The 26,373-nt window shown below is 60.0% G+C and carries 23 protein-coding genes; 17 read left to right on the top strand and 6 right to left on the bottom strand.

The window, feature by feature from the left end:
* Positions 1-94: 94 nt before the first annotated feature.
* Complete coding sequence (prpC, locus tag VFW72_RS13610; RefSeq protein WP_329674838.1) at positions 95-1,258, bottom strand: bifunctional 2-methylcitrate synthase/citrate synthase; 1,164 nt, start codon at positions 1,256-1,258, stop codon at positions 95-97.
* A gap of 46 nt (positions 1,259-1,304) precedes the next feature.
* A complete protein-coding gene (prpB, locus tag VFW72_RS13605) occupies positions 1,305-2,189 on the bottom strand; it encodes a methylisocitrate lyase (protein ID WP_329674837.1) in 885 nt (294 codons plus the stop codon).
* A gap of 225 nt (positions 2,190-2,414) precedes the next feature.
* Here prpB and prpR point away from each other — a divergent pair, with 225 nt between their 5' ends.
* Positions 2,415-4,325 carry a propionate catabolism operon regulatory protein PrpR gene (gene prpR, locus VFW72_RS13600; RefSeq protein WP_329674836.1) on the top strand — a complete coding sequence of 637 codons (1,911 nt, stop codon included), beginning with the start codon at positions 2,415-2,417 and terminating at the stop codon, positions 4,323-4,325.
* Positions 4,326-4,337: 12 nt separating this feature from the next.
* On the opposite strand, the gene VFW72_RS13595 is transcribed toward prpR, so the two are convergent.
* Together VFW72_RS13595 and VFW72_RS13590 are read right to left on the bottom strand one after the other, a co-directional pair.
* Positions 4,338-5,411 (bottom strand): HpcH/HpaI aldolase/citrate lyase family protein, encoded by a 1,074-nt coding sequence (locus VFW72_RS13595; protein WP_414638811.1) that lies wholly within the window; start codon positions 5,409-5,411, stop codon positions 4,338-4,340.
* Positions 5,412-5,511: 100 nt separating this feature from the next.
* Positions 5,512-6,498 carry a malate dehydrogenase gene (locus tag VFW72_RS13590; RefSeq protein WP_329674835.1) on the bottom strand — a complete coding sequence of 329 codons (987 nt, stop codon included), beginning with the start codon at positions 6,496-6,498 and terminating at the stop codon, positions 5,512-5,514.
* Positions 6,499-6,756: 258 nt separating this feature from the next.
* On the opposite strand from VFW72_RS13590, the gene VFW72_RS13585 reads away from it, so the two are divergent.
* The 7 genes from VFW72_RS13585 to gltA all read left to right on the top strand — a co-directional run bounded on the left by VFW72_RS13585 (position 6,757) and on the right by gltA (position 12,761).
* Positions 6,757-7,521, top strand: coding sequence for a GntR family transcriptional regulator (locus VFW72_RS13585; RefSeq protein WP_329675008.1), 765 nt, complete (start codon positions 6,757-6,759; stop codon positions 7,519-7,521).
* Positions 7,522-7,664: 143 nt separating this feature from the next.
* Positions 7,665-8,102, top strand: coding sequence for a succinate dehydrogenase, cytochrome b556 subunit (gene sdhC, locus VFW72_RS13580; RefSeq protein ID WP_329674834.1), 438 nt, complete (start codon positions 7,665-7,667; stop codon positions 8,100-8,102).
* A 22-nt stretch (positions 8,103-8,124) separates the two neighbouring features.
* Positions 8,125-8,487, top strand: coding sequence for a succinate dehydrogenase, hydrophobic membrane anchor protein (sdhD, locus tag VFW72_RS13575; protein ID WP_329674833.1), 363 nt, complete (start codon positions 8,125-8,127; stop codon positions 8,485-8,487).
* A 3-nt stretch (positions 8,488-8,490) separates the two neighbouring features.
* Positions 8,491-10,263 carry a succinate dehydrogenase flavoprotein subunit gene (gene sdhA / locus VFW72_RS13570; RefSeq protein ID WP_329674832.1) on the top strand — a complete coding sequence of 591 codons (1,773 nt, stop codon included), beginning with the start codon at positions 8,491-8,493 and terminating at the stop codon, positions 10,261-10,263.
* Between the two features lie 30 nt (positions 10,264-10,293).
* Positions 10,294-11,001 (top strand): succinate dehydrogenase iron-sulfur subunit, encoded by a 708-nt coding sequence (locus VFW72_RS13565; RefSeq protein ID WP_329674831.1) that lies wholly within the window; start codon positions 10,294-10,296, stop codon positions 10,999-11,001.
* A gap of 29 nt (positions 11,002-11,030) precedes the next feature.
* Positions 11,031-11,351, top strand: a complete 321-nt coding sequence (locus VFW72_RS13560) for a succinate dehydrogenase assembly factor 2 (protein ID WP_329674830.1) — start codon at positions 11,031-11,033, stop codon at positions 11,349-11,351.
* A 99-nt stretch (positions 11,352-11,450) separates the two neighbouring features.
* Positions 11,451-12,761: a citrate synthase gene (gene gltA, locus VFW72_RS13555; RefSeq protein WP_329674829.1), complete on the top strand. Its 1,311-nt coding sequence runs from the start codon at positions 11,451-11,453 to the stop codon at positions 12,759-12,761.
* A 95-nt stretch (positions 12,762-12,856) separates the two neighbouring features.
* On the opposite strand, the gene VFW72_RS13550 is transcribed toward gltA, so the two are convergent.
* Entirely contained in the window at positions 12,857-13,888 is a 1,032-nt protein-coding gene (locus VFW72_RS13550; protein WP_329674828.1) for a lysophospholipase, read from the bottom strand.
* Positions 13,889-14,201: 313 nt separating this feature from the next.
* Positions 14,202-14,990: a PEP-CTERM sorting domain-containing protein gene (locus VFW72_RS13545; protein ID WP_329674827.1), complete on the bottom strand. Its 789-nt coding sequence runs from the start codon at positions 14,988-14,990 to the stop codon at positions 14,202-14,204.
* Between the two features lie 334 nt (positions 14,991-15,324).
* Between VFW72_RS13545 and leuC the strand changes: the two genes are divergently transcribed.
* The 9 genes from leuC (at position 15,325) to trpA (ending at position 26,371) form a co-directional block, all read left to right on the top strand.
* The gene (gene leuC / locus VFW72_RS13540; RefSeq protein WP_329674826.1) at positions 15,325-16,734 is read left to right on the top strand and encodes a 3-isopropylmalate dehydratase large subunit; all 1,410 of its coding nucleotides are present in this window, start codon (positions 15,325-15,327) and stop codon (positions 16,732-16,734) included.
* A 17-nt stretch (positions 16,735-16,751) separates the two neighbouring features.
* The gene (gene leuD / locus VFW72_RS13535) at positions 16,752-17,399 is read left to right on the top strand and encodes a 3-isopropylmalate dehydratase small subunit (protein WP_329674825.1); all 648 of its coding nucleotides are present in this window, start codon (positions 16,752-16,754) and stop codon (positions 17,397-17,399) included.
* Positions 17,400-17,419: 20 nt separating this feature from the next.
* Positions 17,420-18,499 (top strand): 3-isopropylmalate dehydrogenase, encoded by a 1,080-nt coding sequence (leuB, locus tag VFW72_RS13530; protein WP_329675007.1) that lies wholly within the window; start codon positions 17,420-17,422, stop codon positions 18,497-18,499.
* A 20-nt stretch (positions 18,500-18,519) separates the two neighbouring features.
* Positions 18,520-19,653 carry an aspartate-semialdehyde dehydrogenase gene (gene asd / locus VFW72_RS13525; protein ID WP_329674824.1) on the top strand — a complete coding sequence of 378 codons (1,134 nt, stop codon included), beginning with the start codon at positions 18,520-18,522 and terminating at the stop codon, positions 19,651-19,653.
* Positions 19,654-19,963: 310 nt separating this feature from the next.
* The gene (locus VFW72_RS13520; RefSeq protein ID WP_329674823.1) at positions 19,964-22,708 is read left to right on the top strand and encodes a FimV/HubP family polar landmark protein; all 2,745 of its coding nucleotides are present in this window, start codon (positions 19,964-19,966) and stop codon (positions 22,706-22,708) included.
* Between the two features lie 2 nt (positions 22,709-22,710).
* On the top strand, positions 22,711-23,559 hold the full coding sequence (gene truA / locus VFW72_RS13515; protein ID WP_329674822.1) for a tRNA pseudouridine(38-40) synthase TruA: 849 nt from the start codon (positions 22,711-22,713) through the stop codon (positions 23,557-23,559).
* A 33-nt stretch (positions 23,560-23,592) separates the two neighbouring features.
* Positions 23,593-24,252 carry a phosphoribosylanthranilate isomerase gene (locus VFW72_RS13510; RefSeq protein ID WP_329674821.1) on the top strand — a complete coding sequence of 220 codons (660 nt, stop codon included), beginning with the start codon at positions 23,593-23,595 and terminating at the stop codon, positions 24,250-24,252.
* A 50-nt stretch (positions 24,253-24,302) separates the two neighbouring features.
* On the top strand, positions 24,303-25,544 hold the full coding sequence (trpB, locus tag VFW72_RS13505; protein ID WP_329674820.1) for a tryptophan synthase subunit beta: 1,242 nt from the start codon (positions 24,303-24,305) through the stop codon (positions 25,542-25,544).
* Positions 25,545-25,546: 2 nt separating this feature from the next.
* The gene (trpA, locus tag VFW72_RS13500; protein WP_329674819.1) at positions 25,547-26,371 is read left to right on the top strand and encodes a tryptophan synthase subunit alpha; all 825 of its coding nucleotides are present in this window, start codon (positions 25,547-25,549) and stop codon (positions 26,369-26,371) included.
* The last annotated feature ends 2 nt before the right edge of the window (positions 26,372-26,373 follow it).

Raw genomic sequence — 26,373 nt, 5'->3', positions numbered from 1 at the left:
GGGCTCAACAGGTCAATGCTGACGTTGGTGTCAGGCTGGAAGGCAAAAGGCGCCACATCACCGCTGGGCAATGTGGCGCCTGTATGGGGCTGAATTACTTGCGGTCCTTCAGCGGCACGAAGGCTTGGTCTTCGGGGCCCACATAGTTGGCCGATGGGCGAATGATCTTACCGTCAATGCGCTGCTCGATGATGTGAGCCGACCAGCCCGAGGTGCGTGCGATCACGAACAGCGGGGTGAACATGTCGGTGGGCACGCCCATCATGTGATAGCTCACGGCGCTAAACCAGTCCAGGTTCGGGAACATCTTCTTGATTTCCCACATCACCGATTCCAGACGCTCGGCGATGTTGTACATCTTCATGTTGTTCTGTTCTTTGGACAGGTCTTCTGCCACCTTCTTGATGACCACGTTGCGGGGGTCGCTCACGGTGTACACAGGGTGACCGAAACCGATCACGACTTCCTTGCGCTCGACACGCGCGCGGATATCGGCCTCGGCCTCATCTGGGTTGTCGTAGCGCTTCTGGATTTCGAAAGCGACTTCGTTGGCGCCACCGTGCTTCGGGCCACGCAGGGCACCGATGCCGCCGCAGATGGCCGAGTACATGTCGGAACCCGTGCCGGCGACCACGCGCGAGGTGAAGGTCGAGGCGTTGAACTCGTGCTCCGCGTACAGAATCAGGCTGGTGTGCATGGCGCGTACCCAGCTGTCGCGAGGCTTCTCGCCGTGCAGCAAGTGCAGGAAGTGGCCGCCGATGGAGTCGTCATCGGTTTCGACTTCGATGCGCTTGCCGTTGTAGGCGAAGTGGTACCAGTACAGCAGCATCGAGCCCAGGCAAGCCATCAGCTTGTCAGCAATGTCGCGAGCGCCGGGGTGGTTGTGGTCTTCCTTCTCGGGCTTGACGCAACCCAGTACGGACACGCCCGTGCGCATCACATCCATGGGGTGAGCGGATGGGGGCAGTTGCTCCAGGGCCACCTTCACAGCTGCAGGCAGGCCACGCAAGGCCTTCAGCTTGGCCTTGTAGCCAGCGAGTTCAGCCACGGTGGGCAACTTACCGTGCACCAACAGGTGAGCAATTTCTTCAAATTCGCAGGTGGTGGCGACGTCCAGAATGTCGTAGCCACGGTAGGCCAGATCGTTACCGGTGCGGCCCACGGTACACAGGGCGGTGTTACCGGCAGCGGTGCCCGACAGGGCCACAGACTTCTTGGGCTTGAAACCGGGAGTGGTGGTCTCGGGGGTAGCGCTCATGGGATGCGTCTCCAATGGTTAGAGCAAGCGGTTGGTATGCAGGGAATTACTTTTTGGATGCGAACAGCGCGTCCAGTTTGCCTTCGAAGGCATGGTAGCCAATGCGGTCATACAGCTCTTCACGAGTCTGCATCAAATCAACCACATTCCTTTGATGGCCGTCACGGCGAATGGCGGTGTACACCGCTTCCGCCGCCTTGTTCATCGCGCGGAAGGCGCTCAATGGGTAGAGCACCATGCCCACGCCGGTGGGGCGCAGGTCGTCCACGCTGAACAGCGGGGTCTTGCCGAACTCGGTGATGTTGGCCAGCACAGGCACTTTCACCGCATCCACAAACTTCTTGTAAGTTTCCAGGTCGTAGGCGGCTTCGGCAAAAATGCCATCGGCACCGGCTTCCACGCACTGGATGGCGCGGTCAATGGCCGCATCCACACCGTGCACCTGGATGGCATCGGTGCGGGCGATCAGGAAGAAGCTGGCATCGGTCTTGGCATCAGCGGCGGCCTTGACGCGGTCCACCATTTCTTCTGTCGACACGATTTCCTTGCCGGGGCGGTGGCCGCAGCGTTTCGCCCCCACCTGGTCTTCAATGTGGCAAGCCGCAGCGCCGGCCTTGATCAGGCTTTTGACGGTGCGCTCGATGTTGAAGGCCGAGGGGCCAAAGCCTGTGTCGATGTCGACCAGCAAGGGCAGGTCGCACACGTCGGTGATGCGGCGGGTGTCGATCAACACATCGTCCATCGTGTTGATGCCCAGGTCCGGCAGGCCCAAAGAGCCCGCGGCCACGCCGCCACCCGACAAATAGATCGCTTTGTAGCCCGCGCGTTTGGCCAGCAAAGCATGGTTGGCGTTGATCGCGCCAATCACCTGCAATGGGGCTTCTTCTTTCAGTGCTTGGCGAAAACGCTCGCCGGGAGTCATCAGGGCCATGTTCCGGTCTCCAGATTGAACAATGCGTTGAGTTGGTCTATTCCTAGGCAACGCGCGTGCCAATGTCGACAGCGGAACTGCTCGATGCCACCGACCTGCGGTAACTGCTTGATTTTCAAAGGCTAGTGCAAAGACGATGGTTTGAATAGCCCGGTTGTTTCCTCATGAGTGTTTCAAATGTGGAACATAATGATGAAACAATGAAACCGTATTTGTGAAACGCACGTGAAACGCGATTCCTCCTTGCCTCCGCAAATCGTGGCTGTGGGCTTTCGCCGCATCAACAAGATGCTGCAAGACCTCGCTCCTGCTTTTCACACTCGAGCCCACGTCGAGGTGGTCGATGTGGGGTTTGCCAATGCGGTGGCGCGCGTGCAGGCCATTGCGGCGCAGCGCCCCATCGATGTGGTCGTGGCGGCTGGATCCAACGGTGCCTATCTGCGTCAGCAGTTGGAGATGCCCGTGGTTCTGGTCAAGGTGGGCGGCTTCGATGTGTTGCAGGCCCTTTCGCACGCCAAGCGCTTGTCCACGCATGTTGGCCTGGTCACCTACGAAGGCATGTTGCCTGACCTCAGCCCCTTGGCTGGCCTCTTGACGCTGGATGTGGTTCAGCGCACTTATCGCACCGAAGAGGAAGCCCGTTTGTGCGTGCAGGAACTCAAGCAAATGGGCGTCGAGGTGGTGGTGGGCTCTGGCGCCGCGGTTGATTGTGCCGATGACCTGGGTTTGATGGGCGTCTTCCTCTATTCCGTCGATGCGGTGCGCGAAGCCCTGGAAGATGCCTTCGAGGTGGCGCGCGCCTCTCGCATCGAGTGGGCCAAACGTGAGCGCTTGAACACCATCCTGGCCCAGCTCAGTGATGGCGTGATTGCGGTGGACAGAGACGAGCGCATTCAAACCCTCAACCCCGCCATGGCGCAGTGGTTGGGGGTGGAGCCCTCTGCATGGTTGGGGCGAGAGCTCACATCCGTTTGCCCTGAACTGAGCTTGAAGCAAACCTTGCGCTTGGCCTTGCCCGAGTTGGAGCGCATTGAAAAAATCAAAGGCAAGACCTTGATCGCCAACCGCATGCCCATTCAGGAGCAGGGTGAGCTCACCGGTGCGGTGTTGACCTGCCAGGACCCCATCTCCATTCAGCGGGTGGATCGCCATCTTCGCAGTCGTGCGAACAGTCAGGCACCTGCCCGTCGATATGAGCTGTCGGGCCTTGCGGGCGCCAGCATCGTTATGCAGCAGGTTCGCGTTTTGGCGGAGCGCTTTGCAGCCACATCGTCCACTGTGTTGCTAACCGGAGAAAGTGGCACAGGCAAAGAACGCATTGCGCAGGGCATTCACATGGCCAGCGATCGGCGCGACATGCCGTTTGTTGCGGTCAATTGCGCCGCCGTATCCGAAACACTGCTGGAAAGCGAACTATTTGGTTACGAAGACGGGGCTTTCACCGGCGCCCGCCGCGGCGGCAAGGTCGGCTTGTTCGAGGCGGCTCACAAGGGCAGCATCTTTCTCGATGAAATTGGCGACCTGCCTATGCCCCTGCAAACGCGTTTGCTGCGCGTCTTGCAGGAGCGCGAGATATTGCGTGTGGGGGCCACTGAACCGACTCCGATCGATGTTCGGATCATCGCGGCCACGCACCACGATTTGCAGGCCCGGGTGAACCAAGGGCTGTTCCGGCTTGACCTCTACTATCGCCTCAACATCCTGCGTCTCCAGGTGCCTCCTCTGCGTGAGCATCTGGATGACCTGGCCGAGTTGGTGGACGTGCTGAGTACCCGCTTGAATGTTCGCCACCTTGTTCCACCGCAAGAATGGCGTGCGGTAAGAGAGCTGTTTCTGGAACGTGGTTTGCGGCATGACTGGCCTGGCAATGTGCGAGAGCTTGAGAACATGCTTGAGCGCATCGTGGCGAGTTGGCCGTTCGCGCCGACTGACCTCGACCAACTGTTGCCGGAACTCTGTGCGGCACGTGGCGTGACCTTGTCAGCCGCCTCAGTCGAGTCGCCTCAGGTCTCGGAGCGAGAGCGCCTTCTGGCCGCACTGGCTCAGTCTGATGGGGACCGGGCTCGGGCGGCGGCGGCGCTTGGTATTGGGCGTACCACCTTGTGGCGCAAACTCAAGCGACACGGCTTGAGTTAGCTCCCATGTGAATCATCCATGGGCGTGATGGTCTTCAAAAAACGCGTGCTTGATCTCGGCTGGCAAGGGTTGGCCGGTTAACCACGCACGCTCAAGCACATACCAGTAATGCCGGTAGCTCGCCCGGTCATGCAGCTGACCCCGATACGATGTAGGTGCCCAGTGTGCCTGCTGGGCCGCCAGCAAAATCTCAACGGCGTCATCGACTTCGTAAGTCAACGGCGCAAACGCTTCGATGATCACGTCGATCTGGTCTGGGTGAATGCTCCACATCCGCGTGTAACCTAACTCGCGTGACGCTCGTTCAGCGGCTTTGCTCAGCGCTTTGGTGTCCTTGAACTCCGTCACTACACAGTGAGATGGCACGATGCCGGCGGCATGACAGGCTGCCGCAATATCCAGCTTGGCGCGCACCACCAATGGGTGGGTGAACTGGCCGGTTGCGGTCATGGCTGAGGCTGGAATCGCACCGCGGTGCTCCGATACAAAATCCATCAAACCAAACGACAGCGATTCCAGTCCCGGCAGGGCGGCAATATCGGCCACGTCCTGAACTGCCTTGTGTGTCTCGATCAGGGCGTGCACCGGCACTTTGCGCCCCACATTGTGTTTGATTCGAGCTTGCTTGATCGTTTCAATCGCTCGCTGCGTCTCCTGTGCATGGGCCACCTTGGGCACCATCAGATAAGCCAGCTTTTCCCCCGCCAGCTTGATCAGGGTGTCTACATCGTCTTCGAAGCGGGGGTGGCTGGGAGCGTGCACGCGAGCGCCTACGCGGCCGTGTGTGTTGGCGCCGCTCATCAGCAGCTCCGACACCATCAAGGCGTGTTCATGTTCGCCGCCAACCGGTGCGCCGTCCTCCAGATCGAGGGTCACGTCAAACACGGCGTGGCCCGCTTCTTCGGCCATTTCCGTTTGCAGGTTCATGGCCTTCAACATGCGCGACTCGACGCCCGCATAGTGATCGCAAACCGGCAGAGATGGGGTGGTGTGTTGTGCGCCAAACAAGGCGTGGCGCGGGTGAATCGCAGTCAGGGTCGACACGCAGAATCCTTCATTCAGCCCGGGTGGGCCATGGAGGTTCATGGTGGCGAAAAAAAAGCTGGCTTGCAACAGCAAACCAGCTTTTCTTGTGGGAGATCAGGGGAGGGGCGCCGCTATGCAACGCCCGCCTGTCTCAAAGGCATCACAGCAGGTGCTTGACGCCGTCTTGTTCGCCTTGCAGCTCGGCCAGGGTCTTGTTGATGCACTCTTGCGAGAAAGCATCGATTTCCAGACCTTCGACGATCTTGTATTCGCCGTTTTCGCAGGTCACGGGGTAGCCGAACATGACTTCCTTAGGAATGCCGTATTCGCCGTTGGAAGGGATGCCCATGGTGACCCACTTGCCGTTGGTGCCCAGGGCCCAGTCGCGCATGTGGTCGATGGCGGCGTTGGCAGCCGAAGCGGCCGACGACAGACCGCGAGCGGCGATGATGGCAGCACCACGCTTGCCCACGGTAGGCAGGAACACGTTGGCGTTCCAGTCGTGATCGTTGATGGTGTCCTTCACAGACTTGCCGTTCACGGTGGCGAAACGGTAGTCAGCGTACATGGTGGGCGAGTGGTTGCCCCACACGGCCAGCTTCTCGATGTCGCCCACGGCGCAGCCGATCTTGGCAGCGATTTGCGAAGCAGCGCGGTTGTGGTCCAGACGCAGCATGGCGGTGAAGTTCTTGGCAGGCAGATCAGGAGCCGACTTCATGGCGATGTAGGCGTTGGTGTTGGCGGGGTTGCCGACAACCAGAACGCGAACGTTGCGCGAAGCCACGGCGTTCAGAGCCTTACCTTGAGCAGTGAAGATCTGGGCGTTGGCCGCCAACAGGTCGGCACGCTCCATGCCTGGGCCGCGAGGACGTGCACCCACCAGCAGAGCGTAGTCGGTGTCCTTGAAGGCGGTCATGGGGTCGGAGTGGGCTTCGATGCCGGCCAGCAGAGGGAAGGCGCAGTCTTCCAGCTCCATGATCACGCCCTTCAGGGCGTTTTGAGCCTTCTCGTCAGGAATTTCCAGCAATTGCAGGATCACGGGCTGATCCTTGCCCAGCATTTCGCCAGAGGCAATACGGAACAGCAGGGCGTAGCCGATTTGACCAGCGGCGCCAGTAACGGCAACGCGAACGGGTTTCTTGCTCATGAGGAACTCCGAAAGGAAGTAGTTGAGACGTTGGAATTAGTACAACCCATTAGTGTAGCGCTGCCAGAGGTCCTGTGGGTGTGACTTCCGACCTACTCGCGTGGTCTTATGTCTTATATAAGACATTCTTTATCTGTTTCATGGACGCGGGTGGGTGGTTTGTGGTGCAATCGGACACTCGTTCGTGGCTGGCTGTCTGAAGCCATTATTTGGAAACCTGCTGCCGTGGTGACGCCCGTGTCCGCCCCATCTCCCGTACTGGAAGCACACCCCTTGGGTGTCGCTCAGGGCGGCGGCGTGCTCACGCCATCGTTCAGCCCGCTCTACCTTCAGATCAAAGCTTTGATTCTGAAGGGCTTGCAAGACGGCGAGTGGCGTCCGGGTGAGGCCATTCCCAGCGAACTGGAACTTGCCGCGCGCTACAAAGTCAGTCAGGGCACCGTTCGCAAGGCGATCGATGAATTGGCTGCCGAAAATCTGCTCATGCGGCGCCAGGGCAAAGGCACCTTCGTCGCGACTCACGCAGAAGAACAGGTGCAGTACCGATTCCTGCGTCTGACCTCCGACCAGCCGGGGCAGGCCGAGCGGGCCCAGCGCGAATTTCTTGACTGCCGGCGCTTGAAAGCGCCGGTTGATGTGGCGCGTGCGCTCAACCTTCAGCCTGGTGAGGTGGTGGTTGAAGTGCGTCGCGTGCTGTCGTTCTCTGCGCGGCCTGTGATCCTCGACGACATCTGGTTGCCCGGCCATCTCTTCAAAGGTCTCACGGCAGAGCGCTTGTCTCAGTACCAGGGGCCCATGTATGGGCTGTTTGAATCAGAGTTTGGCGTGCGCATGATTCGCGCCGAGGAAAAGTTGCGAGCCGTGGTGGCTGACGAGTCAGTGGCCGCGTTGCTCAAGGTCGATGTCGGTCATCCTCTCCTCAGTGTCGAGCGCTTGTCGCACACCTATGGTGATCAGCCCGTCGAGTTGCGGCGAGGGCTTTACCTCACAGATCATCACCATTATCGAAACGAATTAAGCTAGCAAAGTTTGACCGGCAAAGCCTGCAATCGACAGATTTGACAACTGTTTGACGGCCGGCCCCGCCAGTTGGGCGAGGGATTGCCCTAAAATCCCGGATTCTTCTCTTGACAGATTTTTGACGCTAGGCAGGAGCCTCTAACAACATGGCTGACAACGCGAAAACCCCACGCCCCGTCTACCGGAACATTCACGTGACGGACATCGTCACCTATCGCCTGCCTCTGGCCGGGATCGTCTCGATCCTGCACCGGATCAGCGGCGCCCTGATGTTCCTGTTGATGCCCTTCATCATCTGGATGTTCGACACCTCTGTGTCGTCGGAAATCTCGTATGACACATTCACCTCGGTGTTCACTGCAGGTTGCGCTGGTGGCGCTGTGCCGGGTTGGTTCTTCAAGCTGATCGCGCTGGGCCTGATCTGGGCGTACCTGCACCACTTCTGCGCTGGCATCCGTCACCTGCTGATGGAAGTCACCCACTCCTACACCAAGGAAGTTGGCAAGTCCACCGCCGCAGCCACTCTGGCTATCAGCGTCGGCCTGACCGTGGTGCTGGGCGCCAAGCTGTTCGGCCTGTTCTGATCTTCTTTCCAGGAAAGCAAACATGTCTCAAAACTACGGAACCAAGCGCATCGTCACCGGTGCCAGCTATGGCCTGCGCGACTGGATGGCCCAGCGCGTCACCGCCGTGTTGATGGCCCTGTTCACCATTGCCTTGTTGGTGCAGGTTGTCTTCGGTGAGCCCATTTCGTACTACAAGTGGGCCGGCATCTTCTCGCAGCAATGGATGAAGACGCTGACCTTCGTCGTCATCGTTGCCATGCTGTACCACGTGTGGGTTGGCATGCGTGACCTCTTCATGGACTACATCAAGCCGGTTGGCATCCGTCTGGCCCTGCATGTATTCGCCATCGTCTGGCTCGTGGGCTGCGCAGGCTGGGCCATCCAAGTGCTGTGGAGACTGTAAAAAATGACCGCTACTTCCCTTCCTACCCGCAAGTTTGACGTCGTGATCGTCGGGGCCGGCGGCTCCGGCATGCGCGCGTCGCTGCAACTGTCTCTGGCTGGCCTGAACGTGGCCGTGCTGTCCAAAGTCTTCCCGACTCGCTCGCACACCGTGGCCGCTCAAGGCGGTATCGGCGCCTCGCTGGGCAACATGTCCGAAGACAACTGGCACTATCACTTCTTCGATACCGTCAAGGGTTCCGACTGGCTCGGCGACCAGGACGCCATCGAATTCATGTGCCGTGAAGCACCGAAGGTCGTGTACGAACTCGAGCACTTCGGCATGCCTTTCGACCGTAACCCTGATGGCACCATCTATCAGCGTCCTTTCGGTGGCCACACTGCCAACTACGGCGAAAAGCCTGTGCAACGCGCTTGCGCCGCCGCTGACCGTACCGGTCACGCACTGCTGCACACCCTGTACCAGCAAAACGTCAAGGCTCGCACCCAGTTCTTCGTGGAATGGATGGCCCTTGACCTCATCCGCGACGCCGAAGGCGACGTGGTGGGCGTGACCGCCCTGGAAATGGAAACCGGCGATGTGCACGTGCTGCACGCCAAGACCGTGTTGTTCGCGACCGGTGGGGCCGGCCGTATTTACCAGGCTTCCACCAACGCCTTCATCAACACCGGTGACGGACTGGGTATGGCGGCTCGCGCCGGCATCCCGTTGGAAGACATGGAGTTCTGGCAGTTCCACCCCACCGGCGTGGCCGGCGCTGGCGTGCTGCTGACCGAAGGTTGCCGTGGTGAAGGCGCCATCCTGCGTAACAGCAAGGGCGAGCGCTTCATGGAGCGTTACGCTCCCACCCTGAAGGATCTGGCGCCCCGTGACTTCGTGTCGCGCTCCATGGACCAGGAAATCAAGGAAGGTCGCGGTTGCGGTCCCAACGGCGACTACGTGTTGCTCGACATGACCCATTTGGGTGCCGAGACCATCATGAAGCGCCTGCCTTCGGTGTACGAAATTGGCCATAACTTCGCCAACGTCGACATCACCAAGGAACCGATCCCTGTGGTGCCTACCATCCACTATCAGATGGGCGGTATTCCTACCAACGTGCATGGCCAGGTGGTGGTGCCTGCCAACGGCAAGCCCAACGAGATCGTCAATGGCTTGTACGCTGTGGGCGAATGCTCTTGCGTGTCGGTGCACGGCGCCAATCGTCTGGGCACCAACTCGCTGCTCGATCTCGTCGTGTTCGGCCGTGCCGCCGGCAACCACATCGTTGAGTTCGCCAGCAAGACCAAGTCGCACAAGCCCCTGCCCAAGGACGCTGCCGACTACACCCTGTCGCGCCTCGCTCGTCTGGACAACCAGAAGAACGGTGAGTACTGCCAGGACGTCGCCAATGACATGCGTGCAGCCATGCAAAAGCACGCGGGCGTGTTCCGTACCCAGGCTTCCATGGAAGAGGGCGTCAAGAAGATTGCCGCCATCCGCGAACGCGTCAAGTCCATTGGCCTGAAGGACAACTCCAAGGTCTTCAACACCGCTCGCATCGAAGCGCTGGAAGTCGAAAACCTGATCGAAGCCGCTCAAGCCACCATGGTGGCCGCCGCTGCTCGTCCGGAAAGCCGTGGTGCGCACGCCCACAACGACTTCCCCAACCGCGACGACGCCAACTGGATGAAGCACTCGCTGTGGTACTCCGAAGGCAGCCGCCTGGATTACAAGCCTGTGAACCTGCAGCCTCTGACTGTGGAATCGGTGCCGCCGAAGGTCCGTACCTTCTGATCGACAGCGACTAGCCATTAGGAATTGAACATGAGCCAAAAGCGCACTTTCCAAATCTACCGCTACGATCCCGATAAGGACGCCAAGCCCTACATGCAAACCATCGAGATCGAACTCGATGGCAACGAGCGCATGTTGCTGGACGCCCTGGTCAAGCTCAAGGCGATTGACCCCACCCTGTCGTTCCGCCGCTCTTGCCGCGAAGGCGTTTGCGGTTCCGACGCCATGAACATCAACGGCAAGAACGGTCTGGCCTGCTTGACCAACATGCGCACGCTGCCTCAGACCGTGGTTCTGAAGCCGCTGCCTGGTCTGCCAGTGGTTCGCGATTTGATCGTGGACATGACCCAGTTCTTCAAGCAGTACAACTCGATCACACCGTATCTGGTCAACGCTGATACGCCTCCTGAAAAGGAGCGTCTGCAGTCGCCCGAAGAGCGCGAAGAACTCGACGGCCTGTACGAGTGCATCCTGTGCGCCAGCTGCTCGACCAGCTGCCCCAGCTTCTGGTGGAACCCCGACAAGTTCGTGGGGCCAGCCGGTCTGCTGCAAGCCTACCGCTTCATCGCTGACAGCCGCGATCAAGCCACGGCTGCACGTCTGGACAACCTGGAAGATCCGTACCGTCTGTTCCGTTGCCACACCATCATGAACTGTGTGGATGTCTGTCCGAAGGGCCTGAACCCAACCAAGGCCATCGGCAAGATCAAGGAACTGATGGTGCGTCGCGCCGTTTAATGGTGCATTTTTGCCTGCATTGAATTGACATGACTACGCCAGTTGCAGCTCAAGACTTGTTGCCCAGCGCCGATGAGTTGCGTCGCCTGCGCTGGCGTTGTCGTCGTGGCCTGCTCGAGAACGATCTCTTTGTGGATCGATTCTTCGAAACCCACGGTGATCAACTCACAGTGCCCTTGGTCCAAGGCTTGCTTCAGTTGATGGATCTCGCGGACAACGATTTGCTCGATTTGCTGCTGGCTCGCAAAGAGCCGGAAGGGGAGTTGAGCAACCCCGATGTCCTGCAGGTTTTGTCGCTGATGCGTGTGCCGATGGCCCATGAAGCCGCTGCAGCAATTCGTGCCAAATAGTTGGGCAACACCCAACAAAGCCTGATAATGGCGCCTTAGGACTTATCCTAAGTCTCCGATAACATATTTCTCACACAAGACCGACCTCTAGGAGTGCTCATGACCCCGTCCGACGTGAAAGCCACCCTGTCATTCTCTGACGGTAGCCCCAGCATGGATTTGCCCATCTACAAGGGCTCGATTGGCCCGGATGTGATCGACATCCGTAAGCTGTATGCCCAGACCGGCAAATTCACCTACGACCCTGGCTTCCTGTCGACTGCTTCGTGCAACTCCACCATCACCTACATCGACGGTGACAAGGGCGAGCTGCTGTACCGTGGCTACCCCATCGAGCAACTGGCCACCAACTGCGACTTCCTGGAAACCTGCTACCTGTTGCTGAATGGCGAGCTGCCCAACGCAACCGAGAAGTCTGACTTCGTGGCCCGTGTGACCAATCACACCATGGTCAACGAGCAGATGCAGTTCTTCCTGCGTGGCTTCCGTCGTGACGCTCACCCCATGGCCGTCATGACCGGTCTGGTGGGTGCCCTGTCGGCCTTCTATCACGACAGCACTGACATCAACAACCCAGAGCACCGCAAGGTGGCTGCGATCCGTCTGATCGCCAAGATGCCCACTCTGGTTGCGATGGCATACAAGTACTCGATCGGCCAACCGTTCATCTATCCGAAGAACGACCTGTCCTACACCGAGAACTTCATGCGCATGATGTTCGCGACCCCCTGCGCCGACTACAAGGTCAACGACGTGCTGGTTCGCGCCATGGATCGCATCTTCATCTTGCACGCCGATCACGAGCAAAACGCTTCGACCTCGACCGTGCGTCTGTGCGGTTCGTCCGGCACCAATCCCTTCGCAGCCATCGCCGCTGGTGTGGCTTGCTTGTGGGGCCCTGCTCACGGCGGTGCCAACGAAGCTGCACTGAACATGCTGGAAGAAATCCAGCGTAAGGGCGGCGTCGAGAAGATCGGTGAGTTCATCGCTGAAGTGAAGGACAAGAACTCCGCCACCAAGCTGATGGGCTTCGGTCACCGCGTCTACAAGAACTACGACCCACGCGCCAAGCTGATGCGCGAAACCTGCCATGAAGTTCTGAACGAACTGGGCCTGCAAAACGATCCGCTGTTCAAGCTGGCCATGGCTCTGGAAAAGATCGCTCTGGAAGACGACTACTTCGTGTCGCGCAAGCTGTACCCGAACGTCGACTTCTACTCTGGTATCGTTCAGCGCGCCATCGGTATCCCCGTCCAACTGTTCACTGCCATCTTCGCTCTGGCACGTACCGTTGGCTGGATCGCTCAATTGAACGAAATGATCGGCGACCCCGAGTACAAGATCGGCCGTCCTCGTCAGTTGTTCGTTGGCGCCGAAAAGCGAGACGTCAAGCCCATCGCTCAACGCTGAAATTGACTCGCACTGCCACGTACCGTGGTGTGTGCGGGCAAAAAAAAAGCCGCTCGGTAACGAGCGGCTTTTTTGTTGGTTGGGCCAAAACGTTGTCAGTTGTTGACTGGCTCCGCGGATGCGGCAAGTTCTTTGCGCTTGGCAGAGCGCTGCCTGATGAGCAGGCCATTCATCCAGTCGCTCAAGTCGGCCGCCACTTCATTGTTGCCGGGTTCCCGCCAGAGGTCATGCCCCATGCCAGGGTATTGCTTCAAGCCCTTGTTGTCAGACGGAATGGCATCGTAAAACGCGATGCTGCCAAACAAAGGATAAAGCTGGTCAGAAATCCCGTGCATTACCAGCACGGGGAGTTTCAGGCGTTCTTGCTGCTCCTGAAGGAGTCGAGTCGCTTCGACTTGTTGCGCCCTGGTCTTGGCGGGCACGCCATTGGGAGTGACGAGCGGATCATTCTGCAGCGATTGGGCAACCACCGGATCTTGCGAGTAATCCTTGAACTCAGGGCTCATGGCTGTGGAGGAGGGGGCTATTTTGGAAAGCACCTTCAGTCCAAAGAGTTTGTACTTGGAGTCTTTGATGGCCAGTGGCGCGCCACTCACCGCCAGTCCTTGAACGGCGTTGGGTACCGTCTCCACAAAGCGTGCGGCAATCAGTCCCCCCATGTCGTGGCCGAGCAGGAAGGTAGGGGTGCCGGGCAATTGTTTGCGCGTTTGGCGAACCATCACCGCCAGATCAACCAGGTAGTCGTTGAAGTTGTCTATTGCCTGGCGGGGGCCGCTGGAGTGGCCATGACCACGCAAGTCTGGCAAAAATACGGCGAACCCTTCCTTGGCAAGTTGCTGCCCTAACTCGGCATATCGTCCGCCATGGTCCTTCAGGCCGGGGACCACAATCAGCACGCCTTTGGCTTGGCTTTCGGGGAGCCATGCTTGCCGGAATAGGCGAGTGCCGTCCTGGCCGTAGAAGTAGCGCATTTCGAACCGGACGCCATCTGGAGCGCTCAGGATCTCAGGCTCGGGAATGGCGCGGGTGGGGGGGGTTGAACAGGCGCTGAGAGCCAGGCTCAGGGCGCTGGCCATCAACACCCAGCCAATACGGCCCGCCAACTTGCGTTTTTCTGAGTGTTGCATGGTCTTCCTTCTGGTTTTGTGTCGTGTTGAAGAGATGGCTTGGAGCAAATCAGCGCAAGCGTCACGCATTCCATAGCCAGTCAATCGTACCTTGTGCGTTGTCGTTGCCGGAGCAGTGGGGTGTCGGAAGGGTTTGGGGTTATCCCGGGCATCTGGGTGGCGGCCGCAGTGCTTGCAGCCGGGCGCGACGTCCTTGCGGTGCACAGAAATGAAAACAGCCCCGTGGTGGGGCTGTTCATCATGTTGGGGGCCACATACAGTCAATTTGCTGACGTTGTGTGGAGCCCCTTGACTGATCTAGGCTAAACCGCAATCAGGCTGCAACGGCTTCGGCGGCCTTGCGGCGACGCAGGGATGCGCCCACCACAGCCAGACCGGCAACGATCAGGGCATAGGTTTCGGGTTCAGGCACGGCAGCGGTCTGGGCGTTGGCAACGTACTTCAGTTCGTTGACCAACAGGGCTTGGCTTTCTGCAAAGGGAGCGTGCCAGTTGGTGGTGGTTTGGCCGCCGAATGCCACAAAACCCTTGCCGAACGATTTGACGGCGAAGACAGAACCGGCGGTGCCATCGATCAGGCTGGTGATCGCGCCACCGGAAACGGTAGCGTGAGAGAACCAGTTGCCGGTGTAGTTGGTGGGCAAGCCGCCAGCGGTCAGGCCTGCAGCCACGCCGTCTGCGTTCACGGTGGCTGTGTCGCTGAAGGTGCCGCCATAGGTCAGGGTGACGCCGCCAAAGCCAAAGTTAATGTTGCCGCCTTGGTTGGGGGCAGCGTTCAGGAACAGGCGGCCACCGGCGCTGACATACGATTCCAGTGCGGTGATGTTGGCAGTCAGGAAGCTGTTCAGTTCGTTGGCGGCATTGTCGCTGCCGTCGAGGAAGGCAAAGCTGGCGCCGGTGATGTCGGCCAGCGAGAAACCACTCTGGCGGGTCCAGTTTGTGTCACCGAAGGCAGTGTCCATGGCCACTTCGTTGGTGGTCACACCCCAGGGGGCTTTGGTGCCGGTTTGGTAAACAGCGGCGGCTTGGACGCTCATGGCGGTGGCGGCGGCCAGTGCGGCGGCCAGAACGGTCTTGCCCAGGGTGGTGGCGATGGATGTCATGATGAACTTCTCTCTGTGACGTAAAAGTGATCAACTGCGTAGTTCTTTCAGCCAGAAGGTGTTGCGGCGCGTGGCGCGCGGCGGTCCTCAAACCTGAGCTGAGCGATGGGGCGTATTGTCCGCTGGCTCTGGCGTTCGGTGTCCCTCCTGATTGGGGGGAGCCATCTGATTGAGGGGGGCGGAAAAGCCTGGGTTCCCCTGCCGTTCTCGGGGGCGCCGGTGCGTTTCAGTTCGATGACTTAAAATAAGCACCTTTCAGGTGATTGCCTCGACCAGAGATCGTTGCCTGCCGTCTTTATCGCGCTGAATTACCGCCTCCAAAGGCCTGCCTCATATGGGACGCACCCTCTACGACAAGATCTGGGACGAACACGTCGTCCACACCGAAGATGACGGCACCGCCGTTCTGTACATTGACCGTCATCTGGTGCACGAAGTCACCAGCCCGCAGGCTTTCGAAGGGCTGGACATTGCCGGCCGCAAAGTCTGGCGCCTGTCGGCCAACCTGGCGGTGAGCGACCACAACGTCCCCACGACCGACCGCAGCCAAGGCATTGCCGACCCCGTCTCCAAGTTGCAGGTCGACACCCTCGACGCCAACTGTGACCGCAACGGCATCACCCAGTTCAAGATGTCTGACAAGCGCCAGGGCATCGTGCACGTGATTGGCCCAGAGCAGGGCGCCACATTGCCCGGCATGACCGTGGTGTGCGGCGACAGCCACACCTCCACCCATGGCGCCTTCGGTGCTTTGGCTCACGGCATTGGCACCTCTGAAGTCGAGCACGTGCTGGCCACCCAGACCCTGTTGGCCAAAAAGGCCAAGAACATGCTGGTCAAGGTCGAAGGCAAGCTCAACCCCGCTTGCTCTGCCAAAGACATCGTGCTGGCCATCATCGGCAAGATTGGCACCGCTGGCGGTACTGGCTACACCATTGAATTCGCAGGCAGCGCCATTCGCGATTTGTCGATGGAAGGCCGCATGACCGTGTGCAACATGGCCATTGAAGCCGGTGCACGTGCTGGTTTGGTGGCGGTGGATGAAACCACCATCAACTACGTGAAGGGCCGTCCTTTCACGCCGGCTGGCGACCTGTGGGATCAGGCCGTGGCCTACTGGCGCACGCTGCACTCCGACGCTGACGCCCAGTTCGACACCGTGGTCGAGTTGGATGCCACTCAGATCAAGCCGCAAGTGACCTGGGGGACCTCGCCCGAGATGGTGCTGTCGATCGAAGACAAAGTGCCGAATCCCGCCAACGAGCAAGACCCGGTCAAGCGTTCTGCCGTGGAGCGCGCTTTGCAGTACATGGCCTTGGAGGCCAACAAGCCTTTGAACGAAGTGTCGGTCGACAAGGTGTTCATCGGTTCTTGTACCAACAGCCGTATCGAGGACATGCGTCAAGCCGCCGCCATCGTTCAAAAGATCGGTGGCCAGGTTGCCAGCAACATCAAGCTGGCTTTGGTGGTGCCAGGTTCGGGCCTGGTCAAGGAGCAAGCCGAGCGTGAAGGTCTGGACAAGATCTTCAAGGCAGCCGGTTTTGAGTGGCGTGAGCCTGGTTGCTCGATGTGTCTGGCCATGAATGCTGACCGTCTCGAGCCCGGTGAGCGTTGCGCTTCCACCAGCAACCGTAACTTTGAAGGCCGTCAAGGCGCGGGTGGTCGCACCCACTTGGTGAGCCCTGCCATGGCAGCCGCTGCTGCGATGAAGGGCCACTTCGTCGACGTTCGTCAATTCGCCTGATCCATCGGACACCCATCATGCAAGCATTCCGTATTCACAAGGGCCTGGTGGCCCCCATGGACCGGGAAAACGTCGACACCGACGCCATCATCCCGAAGCAATACCTCAAGTCCATCAAGCGCACCGGCTTTGGCCCCAATTTGTTTGACGAATGGCGCTATCTGGATGCGGGTGAGCCCGGCCAAGATCCAGCCACCCGCAAGCCCAATCCAGAGTTCGTGCTGAACCTGCCCCGGTACCAAGGCGCTTCTGTGCTGTTGGCCCGTAAGAACTTTGGTTGTGGTTCCAGCCGTGAGCACGCGCCCTGGGCGCTGGATCAATATGGTTTCCGCGCCATCATTGCCCCCAGCTTTGCTGACATCTTCTTCAACAACAGCTTCAAGAATGGCCTTCTGCCCATCGTGCTGAGTGAAGAGCAGGTCGACGCCTTGTTCAAGGCCGTGGAAGCCAATCCCGGCTACGAGTTGACGGTTGACCTGGAGCGCCAGGTCGTGGTCACCCCAGACGGAAAGGAGTTGGCTTTTGACGTGCAACCTTTCCGCAAGTACTGCTTGCTCAACGGTTTTGACGACATTGGTCTGACCCTGCGTCACGCCGACAAGATCAAGGCCTATGAGGCCAAGCGCCTGGCTGAAAAGCCTTGGCTGAACAACCGCATTGTTTGAGATAGAGACCGCCCATGTCGATGAAGATTGCAGTGTTGCCGGGTGATGGCATTGGCCCGGAAATCGTGACCGAAGCGGTGAAGGTGCTCAAGGCGCTGGACCTGTCTTTTGAAATGCAGGAAGCCAAGGTTGGCGGCGCCGCTTACGACGCCCACGGCCACCCGTTGCCCGAGCACACCCTGAAGCTGGCCATGGAGTCGGATGCAGTGCTGTTCGGCTCGGTCGGCGATTGGAAGTACGACAAGTTGGATCGCCCTCTGCGTCCTGAGCAGGCCATCTTGGGTCTGCGCAAGAACATGGGCCTGTTTGCTAACTTCCGTCCGGCCATTTGCTACCCCCAACTGACCCACGCTTCGAGCTTGAAGCCTGAGTTGGTGGCCGGCCTGGACATCCTGATCATTCGCGAGTTGACCGGCGACATTTACTTTGGTCAGCCCCGTGGTCGTCGCCAGTCTCCTGATGGCGAGTTCAAGGGGGCCGAGGAAGCGTTCGACACGATGCGCTACTCGCGTCCGGAAATCGAGCGCATTGCCCACGTGGCCTTCCAGGCTGCACGTAAGCGCAACAAGCGCGTGACCAGTGTCGACAAAGCCAATGTGCTGGAAACTTTCCAGTTCTGGAAGGACGTGGTCACCGAGGTGCACGCCCAGTACCCCGACATCGAGCTGGACCACATGTACGTGGACAACGCCGCGATGCAGCTGGTCAAGGCGCCCAAGAAGTTCGACGTGCTCTTCACCGGCAACATGTTCGGCGACATCCTGTCTGACGCGGCTGCCATGTTGACCGGCTCGATCGGCATGCTGCCCTCGGCCTCGCTGAACGCCAAGGGCCAAGGCTTGTATGAGCCTAGCCACGGCTCGGCTCCCGACATCGCCGGCAAGGGCGTGGCCAACCCGCTGGCCACCATCCTGTCTGCCGCGATGATGTTGCGCTTCAGCCTGAACCAGGAAGAAGCCGCTTCGCGCATCGAGCGTGCGGTGCAATCCGTGCTGGAGCAAGGTCTGCGTACCCCCGACATCTACAGCGACGGCACCAAGAAGGTCGGTACCGTTGAAATGGGCGAAGCCGTCGTGGCTGCCCTCAAGGCCCAGGGCTAATCCCGGGAAGGAAAGTCATCATGTCTACTAAGTTGGTTGGTCTGGTTGGTTGGCGCGGCATGGTTGGTTCCGTGCTGATGGATCGCATGCAGGCAGAAGGCGACTTCGACCTCATCGAGCCGTTGTTCTTCTCGACTTCGAATGCGGGCGGCAAGGCCCCCTCGATGGCCAAGAACGAAACCACGCTGCAAGACGCCTACAACATTGACGCGCTCAAGCGCTGCGACATCATCCTGACCGCCCAGGGCGGCGACTACACCACCGAGGTGTTTCCCAAGCTGCGTGCAGCCGGCTGGAATGGTCACTGGATTGACGCGGCTTCCACGCTGCGCATGAAGGACGACGCGGTCATCGTGCTGGATCCGGTCAACATGCCCGTGATCAAGAACGCCTTGGCCAACGGTGGCAAGAACTGGATTGGTGGTAACTGCACCGTCAGCTGCATGCTGATCGGTGTCGGTGCCTTGTACAAGGCGGGTCTGGTGGAGTGGATGTCCACCCAGACTTACCAGGCCGCTTCCGGTGGTGGCGCGCAGCACATGCGTGAGTTGCTGACCCAATTCGGCACCCTGAATGCTGAAGTCCGCTCCCTGCTGGACGACCCCAAGAGCGCGATTCTGGAAATCGATCGCAAGATCATCGCCAAGCAGCGTTCCTTGACCGAGGCCGAAACTGCCAACTTTGGCGTGCCGCTGGGCGGCTCGCTGATCCCTTGGATCGACAAGGATCTGGGCAATGGTCAGTCCAAGGAAGAGTGGAAGGGCATGGCCGAAACCAACAAGATTCTGGGCCAAGGCGAAGGCTTCGGTTCCCCAGCCGTTCCCGTGGATGGTTTCTGCGTTCGCATCGGTGCAATGCGTTGTCACAGTCAGGCACTGACTTTCAAACTCAAGAAAGACGTTCCGCTGTCCGATATCGAGGCCATGATCGCTGCCGACAATCCGTGGGCCAAGGTGGTGCCGAATACGCGCGAGGCCACCATCAAGGACCTGACCCCGGTTGCCGTAACCGGTACGCTGACCATCCCGGTTGGTCGTATCCGTAAGCTGGCCATGGGGCCCGAGTACGTCGGTGCGTTCACGATCGGGGATCAATTGCTGTGGGGCGCTGCCGAACCGCTGCGTCGCATGCTGCGTATCCTGCTGGACGCCTGATGGGTGTTCGACCGTTGCGGTGGGTCGTTGACGCCGCAACGGTTGGAAACAATCCGGGCCGGCAAGGCTGTTGTCCGCGGACGACAATACGCGATTCGTTACGCTTTTCGGCGGATTGACCCGGGTTGAGCTCGCGTAAGTTAAGCAAATACTGAGCTTGTCTCCGTATATGCTTGATGTTATTTTGTTTTGTGCTGCGTACCGTCTGCAGGAGCGAGTGCGTCCTCGGGTTGGGTTCTGACCTGGATGCGCTGCTTTTCGTGTCGAACGGCTCCATGACGACTTGGGAGACGCCTTGAAAGATCAATCGATGTCCGCGGGGAAATTTGCCCTCAACCGGGTTGCTGCTGCGGCGGCCTGCACAGTATTGACTCTGGTACCTGCTGCGTCCTGGGCTTTGGGCCTGGGTAAGCTCAACGTCCAGTCGGCTCTGGGTGAACCCCTGCGTGCCGAGATCGACGTGACCAGTCTGAACGCCGAAGAAGGCGGGTCTTTGAAGGTGCGTGTGGCCTCGACTGAGACCTACCGCGCCGCTGGCGTCGATTACAACTCCGTTCTGACCGCCACGCAGATTTCTCTGCAGCGACGCAGCGACGGTCGGCCCTACCTGAAGATCTCGAGTGATCGCAGTGTTCAAGAGCCGTTCGTCGATGTGATTCTCGATCTGACCTGGTCTTCTGGTCGCCTGGTTCGAGAGTACACCCTGCTGTTCGATCCTCCTTCTGCGAAGAGCGCCACAACAGTGGCCACTGCGCCAGTTATTGCCGCGCCGGTGCCTCCTGCTGCGCCCGCTCCGGCACCAGTGGCTGCTGCTCCGGCTCCGGCGTCAGTCGCAGCCCCTGCACCGGCTCCTGCCGCAGCCCCTGCGGCTGTCGTGCCGCCTTCCAAGCCTGTGGCTGAGCCCAAACCCAAGGCCAAGTCCAAAGCGGAACTGAAGGCTGAGAAGGCAGCTGCCGCAGCGGCGTCGGCCGCTGCTCCGGCTCCGGCACCTGCTGCTACGCCTCGCCCGGCCCCCGCGCCACGTACGGCCGCTTCTGAGCGTCCTGCGGGTGAAGGTAAGGCGGTGAAGGTGGAGCGCGGTGACACTTTGTCAAAGATCGCCAGCCGTAATCTGCCTGCGGGTGTGTCTCTGGATCAGATGCTGGTTGGGCTGTACCGCCATAACCCACAAGCCTTCTTTGGCAACAACATGAACCGCCTGAAGTCGGGTGTGGTGCTCAACATGCCCACGACCGAGCAGGCCAAGGAGCTGACGCCCGAGCAGGCGCGTCAGACCATTCAGGCGCAGAGCGCAGATTTCGCCGCCTACCGCCAGAATCTGGCTGGTACGGTGGCAGCTACCACCCCCGAACAGCCTCAGCGTCAGGCCTCGGGTAAGGTGCAGGCCGAAGTTCGCGACCAGAAGCAAGCAGCCGCGCCTGCCCCGGATAAGCTGACCCTGAGCAAGGGTGGGGTGTCCACAGGGGCCGCCCCGGGTGTGGAAGATCGCATCGCCAAGGCTCGCGCCAAGGAGGAGAGCCAGGCCCGCGTTGCCGAGTTGTCCAAGAACCTGGATGAGTTGCGCAAGCTGAAGGACAAGGCCGCCGTCGCGACCAAGCCGGCTCCTGCGCCAGCCCCGGTTCCGGCACCGGCACCAGCCCCCGCGCCAGCACCGGCACCAGCTCCCGTGCCTGTTCCTGTTCCTGCCCCAGCTCCTGTTGAGCCCGTTGCCGCGTCCGCTGCAGCGAGTGCCGTTACCGAGCCAGCTTCTCAGGCTGCGACTTCGGTGATCGATGTCGCTTCTGCGCCGGCGCCCAAGTCTGTGCCATCGGCCCCTGCGGTTCCAGTTCCTGCGCAGCCGCCAGAAGCTGCCAAGCCTGGCTTGCTCGAGTCATTGAACCCGATGCTGTTGGCCGCAGGTGGCGCCGGTCTGGCCTTGCTGGCTGGTGTGGGCATGTTCCTGCGTTCGCGTCGTCGCTCTGATACCGGGGAGACTTCGTTCCTGGAAAGCCGCTTGCAGCCTGATTCCTTCTTCGGTGCCAGCGGTGGTCAGCGTGTCGATACGCGCGATGCCTCGGGTGCGCCTTCGTCGATGAGCTATTCGCTGAGCCAGTTGGATGCGATCGGTGACGTCGACCCTGTTGCTGAGGCAGACGTGTATCTGGCCTACGGCCGTGATCTGCAAGCTGAAGAAATCCTCAAGGAAGCGCTGCGCAGTACGCCAGATCGTCTGGCTGTACGTGTCAAGCTGCTGGAGGTCTACGCCAAGCGCCGCGACACCAAGGGCTTTGAGCAACTGGCTGTGCAGTTGTTCGACCTGACCGGTGGCCACGGTGAAGATTGGGCCAAGGCTCAGGAGTTGGGTCTGGGTATCGATCCCGAGAACCCGCTTTACCAGCCTGGTGGGCAGCCATCCGGCGAGCCTTTGAGCCTGAACGAAGCCACGGATCACTTGGGTGCCAGCACGATGCCGGCGTCGGTGGTGCCGTCGTTCAGCCAGATCGATACCTTGCCTGAGGTGCCTGAAGCGCCTGTGGCTGCCTCGGCTCAGGCTGAGGCGCCTCAGTCGGATGACTTTGGTGCCATTGACCTCGATATTTCCGCCCCAATGCCGCTGGACGAAGCGTCAACACCGGCTGGCGATGTCGATCTGCCAGTGCTCGATGCACCCAGCACCGAGCCCGCACCGCTGGCCGCCGCGCCCGCACCTCTGCCCGAGGTGGACGATGGTGGCCTGGATTTCGATTTGTCGTTGGATGAGCCTGCCCCAGCGCCAGCCCAGGCTGCTGCCCCGGCACCCGCCGGCAATGACTTCGGGTTGAGCAGTTTGAACCTGGAAGTCGAGGCCCCTGGCTCGGTCGATAGCGGTTTCAGTCTCGATGACGATCTGCTGGGAGGCAAGGCCCCTGATCTGCCTCCACCGGAAGATCCCATGGAGCGTAAGTTCGAGTTGGCCGAAGAGTTCCGCCAGATTGGCGACTTGGATGGCGCACGCGAACTGCTGCAAGAAGTCGTGGCCAACGCTGGAGGTGCTTTGCAAGCCAAAGCCCAAGCCATGCTCGACAGCCTGAGCTGATCATGGTCGATGAAACGAGAGGCGGGGGGGATCCCTCAGCCTCCTCCGCAAGGGCGATCCGGCGGATCGCCCTTGGTGTTTCTTACCGAGGCACGGCCTATAAGGGGTGGCAGAGCCAGCCTGGCGGCGGGACTGTTCAAGACTTGCTTGAGCAGGCCTTGAGCCGTTTTGCGGCTCGCCCGATCAAGGTCATGTGCGCCGGTCGCACCGATGCGGGGGTGCATGGCATCAACCAGGTGGTGCATCTCGACACCGACATTCACCGAGAGTCGTTTTCCTGGGTTCGCGGCCCGAATGCCTTCCTGCCCCCGGATATCGCAGTTCAGTGGGCTCAAGAGGTCACCGCGGCCTTTCATGCGCGCAACAGCGCGCGTGGGCGGCGCTACGCCTATGTGTTGTTGGAGTCACCTGTGCGGCCCGCCATCGAAAGCGCGCAGGCGGGCTGGGTGTTCAGGCCATTGAGCTTGCAGGCCATGAAGCAAGCGGCTGCCCACCTCATTGGTGAGCACGATTTCAGTTCGTTCCGCTCGTCGCAATGCCAGTCGCCAACCCCCATCAAAACCCTCAGGCGCATCGACATTCGCAAGATCGGTCCGTACTGGCGGTTTGATTTCGAAGGCAATGCGTTCTTGCACCACATGATCCGTAACATCATGGGCTGCCTGATCGCGGTGGGCTCGGGCATCCAGTCGCCTGATTGGATGATCGAGGTGCTGGCCGCGCGCAACCGTGACGCTGCCGCCCCCACCTTTTCGCCAGACGGCCTCTATTTCCTGGGGCCCACCTACGATTCTGAGTGGGGTTTGCCTACCGAAGTCGCGGGTATGGCTTGGTTGCCGGGCAATTCTTGAGACAATAGCGGCTTGCCAACTCGCTTGCCGCGCATGTCTTTGCCTTTGGATCACCGCACCCGAATCAAGATTTGTGGTTTGACCCGCGAGGCGGATGTCTCTGAGGCGGTGCTGGCCGGTGCAGATGCCATCGGCTTCGTTCTGTATGAAAAGAGCCCGCGCTTTGTCACACCTCACCGCGCAGGGCAACTGGCGGCTCTCTTGCCGCCCTTTGTGACACCGGTGCTGCTGTTTGTGAATGCGTCTGCAGCGCTATTGGAGCAGGCCCGCGATGCCGTCCCGAACGCTCTGTGGCAGTTCCACGGTGACGAGTCTCCGTCAGCCTGCGTTCAGGCCGCCCGCCCTTATATTCGGGCCGCTCGGATGGCGCCGGGTTTCAATTTGTTAGACTTCGCGGATTCCTACCCCGCTGCTCAGGCCATTTTGGTCGACGCCCATGTGGACGGTTACGGCGGGGGAGGGCAGGTTTTTGATTGGTCCTTGCTGCCGCAGGGCCTGTCTCGGCCGATGGTGCTGTCGGGTGGTTTGCACCCAGGCAATGTCATCGAAGGGATCAGGCGGGTGCGGCCCTGGGCTGTGGATGTAAGTTCTGGCGTAGAAGCAGCCAAGGGCATCAAGGATGCTCAGCTGATGCGCCAGTTCTGTCAGGCCGTGCGGGCGGCCGATCGGCAATGTGCCGAGGCAGGGCAGTGAATGACTGACTTTGTGCGTTCGTCCCGTACGGTTTGTTCGACGAGAGATTCATGCTGAATTATCAACAGCCCGATGCTCGGGGCCACTTTGGTCCCTATGGCGGCACGTTTGTGTCTGAAACCCTGATCCAGGCGCTGGACCAGCTCAAAGACGCCTACGAGCACTATCGCAACGACCCTGCGTTCCTGGCCGAATTCCGTAAGGAACTGGCCCATTTTGTGGGGCGCCCCAGCCCCATTTACCACGCCGAGCGACTCAGCCGCGAAGTGGGCGGCGCGCAAATTCACTTCAAGCGCGAAGACCTCAATCACACTGGTGCGCACAAGGTCAACAACACCATTGGTCAGGCATTGCTGGCCAAGCGCATGGGCAAGCCCCGCGTGATCGCGGAAACGGGTGCCGGGCAGCACGGTGTGGCCACTGCCACCATCTGTGCGCGTTACGGCATGGAGTGCGTGGTCTACATGGGGGCAGAAGATGTCAAGCGTCAGTCGCCCAATGTGTATCGCATGCACTTGCTGGGTGCCAAGGTGGTGCCGGTCGAATCGGGTAGCAAAACCCTGAAAGATGCGCTCAACGAAGCCATGCGTGACTGGGTCACGAACGTGGAAAACACGTTCTACATCATTGGCACCGTGGCCGGCCCGCATCCTTACCCTGCCATGGTCCGTGATTTCCAGAGCGTGATTGGCGAGGAATGTCTCAAGCAGATGCCAGAAGCCATCGGTCGCCAGCCTGACGCGGTGGTGGCATGCGTGGGCGGCGGCTCCAACGCCATGGGTATTTTCTATCCCTACATTCCGCACGAACAGGTGAAGCTGATTGGCGTGGAAGCGGCTGGCGAGGGGTACGACAGCGGCAAGCACTCGATGTCGCTGCAAAAGGGCGTGCCTGGCGTGCTGCACGGCAATCGCACCTACCTGCTGCAAGACGAAAACGGCCAGATCACAGAAACCCATTCCGTGTCTGCCGGTTTGGATTACCCAGGTGTGGGGCCTGAGCACGCGTATCTCAAAGACATCGGCCGGGCCGAGTACGTTGGCATCACCGACAAAGAGGCCCTGGAGGCCTTCCACCGTCTGTGTCGTACAGAGGGCATCATCCCTGCGTTGGAATCGTCTCATGCGGTGGCTTACGGCATGAAACTCGCCGCCACCATGCGCCCCGATCAGCACGTTCTGGTGAACCTGTCTGGCCGTGGTGACAAGGACATCGGTACGGTGGCCGACCTGACAGGGGCCGAGTTCTACTGCCGCCCCTCCTGTCGTGGTCTGTCGGTGAAGGGAGCTTGAGCATGAGCAATCGCATTGATGTGGCGTTTGCCAATCTGAAGGCCCAGGGACGCAAGGCCCTGATCCCCTTCATCACTTGTGGTGATCCGTTCCCGGAAAAGACCGTTGACCTGATGTTGGCCATGGCCGAAGCCGGTGCCGACGTGATCGAGTTGGGTGTGCCGTTTTCTGACCCGATGGCTGATGGCCCGGTCATTCAAAAGGCGGCCGAGCGGGCTTTGCTCAAAGGCATTTCGCTGACTCATGTGCTGGAAGACGTGAAGCGCTTCCGCGCTCAGAACGCCACCACCCCCATCGTGCTGATGGGCTACGCCAACCCGATCGAGTGCTATGACCTGCACCATGGCGAAAGCAGCTTTGTGCGTGACGCCAAAGCGGCTGGGGTGGACGGCGTGCTGGTGGTCGATTACCCACCAGAGGAATGCCAGGAATTTGCAGCTCGCATGAAGTCCGCCGATCTGGCCCCCATTTTTCTGTTGGCCCCTACGTCGACCGAAAAGCGCATGGCCGAGGTGGGCAAAATAGCGGCAGGTTATGTGTACTACGTCTCGCTCAAGGGCGTGACGGGCGCAGGCCATCTGGACACCGCTGCTGTGGCTGATATGGTGCCGCGCATCAAGGCCCACGTGAACACGCCAGTGGGTGTGGGTTTTGGTATTCGCGATGCCGAAACGGCCAAGGCAGTTGCCGCCGTTTCCGACGCAGTGGTGATTGGTTCTCGCATTGTGCAGTTGCTTGAAACCCAGACACCGGATACTGTGGTGGCTGCAGCCCGCGGTTTCATTGCCGAGATTCGTGCTGCACTGGATACATTGAAAGGAGCCTGACG

Source organism: Aquabacterium sp. (genome assembly GCF_036273115.1).
Taxonomy (GTDB): Bacteria; Pseudomonadota; Gammaproteobacteria; order Burkholderiales; family Burkholderiaceae_C; genus Aquabacterium.
This window is presented reverse-complemented; position numbering and strand designations above follow the sequence as displayed.

What these genes read in the sequence shown, in the direction of transcription:
- leuC (WP_329674826.1), top strand. Translation starts at nt 15,325, where the DNA reads ATGGGACGCACCCTCTACGACAAGATCTGGGACGAACACGTCGTCCAC.
- truA (WP_329674822.1), top strand. Translation starts at nt 22,711, where the DNA reads ATGGTCGATGAAACGAGAGGCGGGGGGGATCCCTCAGCCTCCTCCGCA.
- sdhD (WP_329674833.1), top strand. Translation starts at nt 8,125, where the DNA reads ATGTCTCAAAACTACGGAACCAAGCGCATCGTCACCGGTGCCAGCTAT.
- VFW72_RS13550 (WP_329674828.1), bottom strand. Translation starts at nt 13,888, where the DNA reads ATGCAACACTCAGAAAAACGCAAGTTGGCGGGCCGTATTGGCTGGGTG.
- VFW72_RS13520 (WP_329674823.1), top strand. Translation starts at nt 19,964, where the DNA reads ATGTCCGCGGGGAAATTTGCCCTCAACCGGGTTGCTGCTGCGGCGGCC.
- prpC (WP_329674838.1), bottom strand. Translation starts at nt 1,258, where the DNA reads ATGAGCGCTACCCCCGAGACCACCACTCCCGGTTTCAAGCCCAAGAAG.
- VFW72_RS13545 (WP_329674827.1), bottom strand. Translation starts at nt 14,990, where the DNA reads ATGACATCCATCGCCACCACCCTGGGCAAGACCGTTCTGGCCGCCGCA.
- trpB (WP_329674820.1), top strand. Translation starts at nt 24,303, where the DNA reads ATGCTGAATTATCAACAGCCCGATGCTCGGGGCCACTTTGGTCCCTAT.
- prpB (WP_329674837.1), bottom strand. Translation starts at nt 2,189, where the DNA reads ATGGCCCTGATGACTCCCGGCGAGCGTTTTCGCCAAGCACTGAAAGAA.
- VFW72_RS13510 (WP_329674821.1), top strand. Translation starts at nt 23,593, where the DNA reads ATGTCTTTGCCTTTGGATCACCGCACCCGAATCAAGATTTGTGGTTTG.
- gltA (WP_329674829.1), top strand. Translation starts at nt 11,451, where the DNA reads ATGACCCCGTCCGACGTGAAAGCCACCCTGTCATTCTCTGACGGTAGC.
- leuD (WP_329674825.1), top strand. Translation starts at nt 16,752, where the DNA reads ATGCAAGCATTCCGTATTCACAAGGGCCTGGTGGCCCCCATGGACCGG.
- VFW72_RS13560 (WP_329674830.1), top strand. Translation starts at nt 11,031, where the DNA reads ATGACTACGCCAGTTGCAGCTCAAGACTTGTTGCCCAGCGCCGATGAG.
- trpA (WP_329674819.1), top strand. Translation starts at nt 25,547, where the DNA reads ATGAGCAATCGCATTGATGTGGCGTTTGCCAATCTGAAGGCCCAGGGA.
- asd (WP_329674824.1), top strand. Translation starts at nt 18,520, where the DNA reads ATGTCTACTAAGTTGGTTGGTCTGGTTGGTTGGCGCGGCATGGTTGGT.
- VFW72_RS13595 (WP_414638811.1), bottom strand. Translation starts at nt 5,411, where the DNA reads ATGAACCTCCATGGCCCACCCGGGCTGAATGAAGGATTCTGCGTGTCG.
- sdhA (WP_329674832.1), top strand. Translation starts at nt 8,491, where the DNA reads ATGACCGCTACTTCCCTTCCTACCCGCAAGTTTGACGTCGTGATCGTC.
- VFW72_RS13590 (WP_329674835.1), bottom strand. Translation starts at nt 6,498, where the DNA reads ATGAGCAAGAAACCCGTTCGCGTTGCCGTTACTGGCGCCGCTGGTCAA.
- leuB (WP_329675007.1), top strand. Translation starts at nt 17,420, where the DNA reads ATGAAGATTGCAGTGTTGCCGGGTGATGGCATTGGCCCGGAAATCGTG.
- VFW72_RS13565 (WP_329674831.1), top strand. Translation starts at nt 10,294, where the DNA reads ATGAGCCAAAAGCGCACTTTCCAAATCTACCGCTACGATCCCGATAAG.
- sdhC (WP_329674834.1), top strand. Translation starts at nt 7,665, where the DNA reads ATGGCTGACAACGCGAAAACCCCACGCCCCGTCTACCGGAACATTCAC.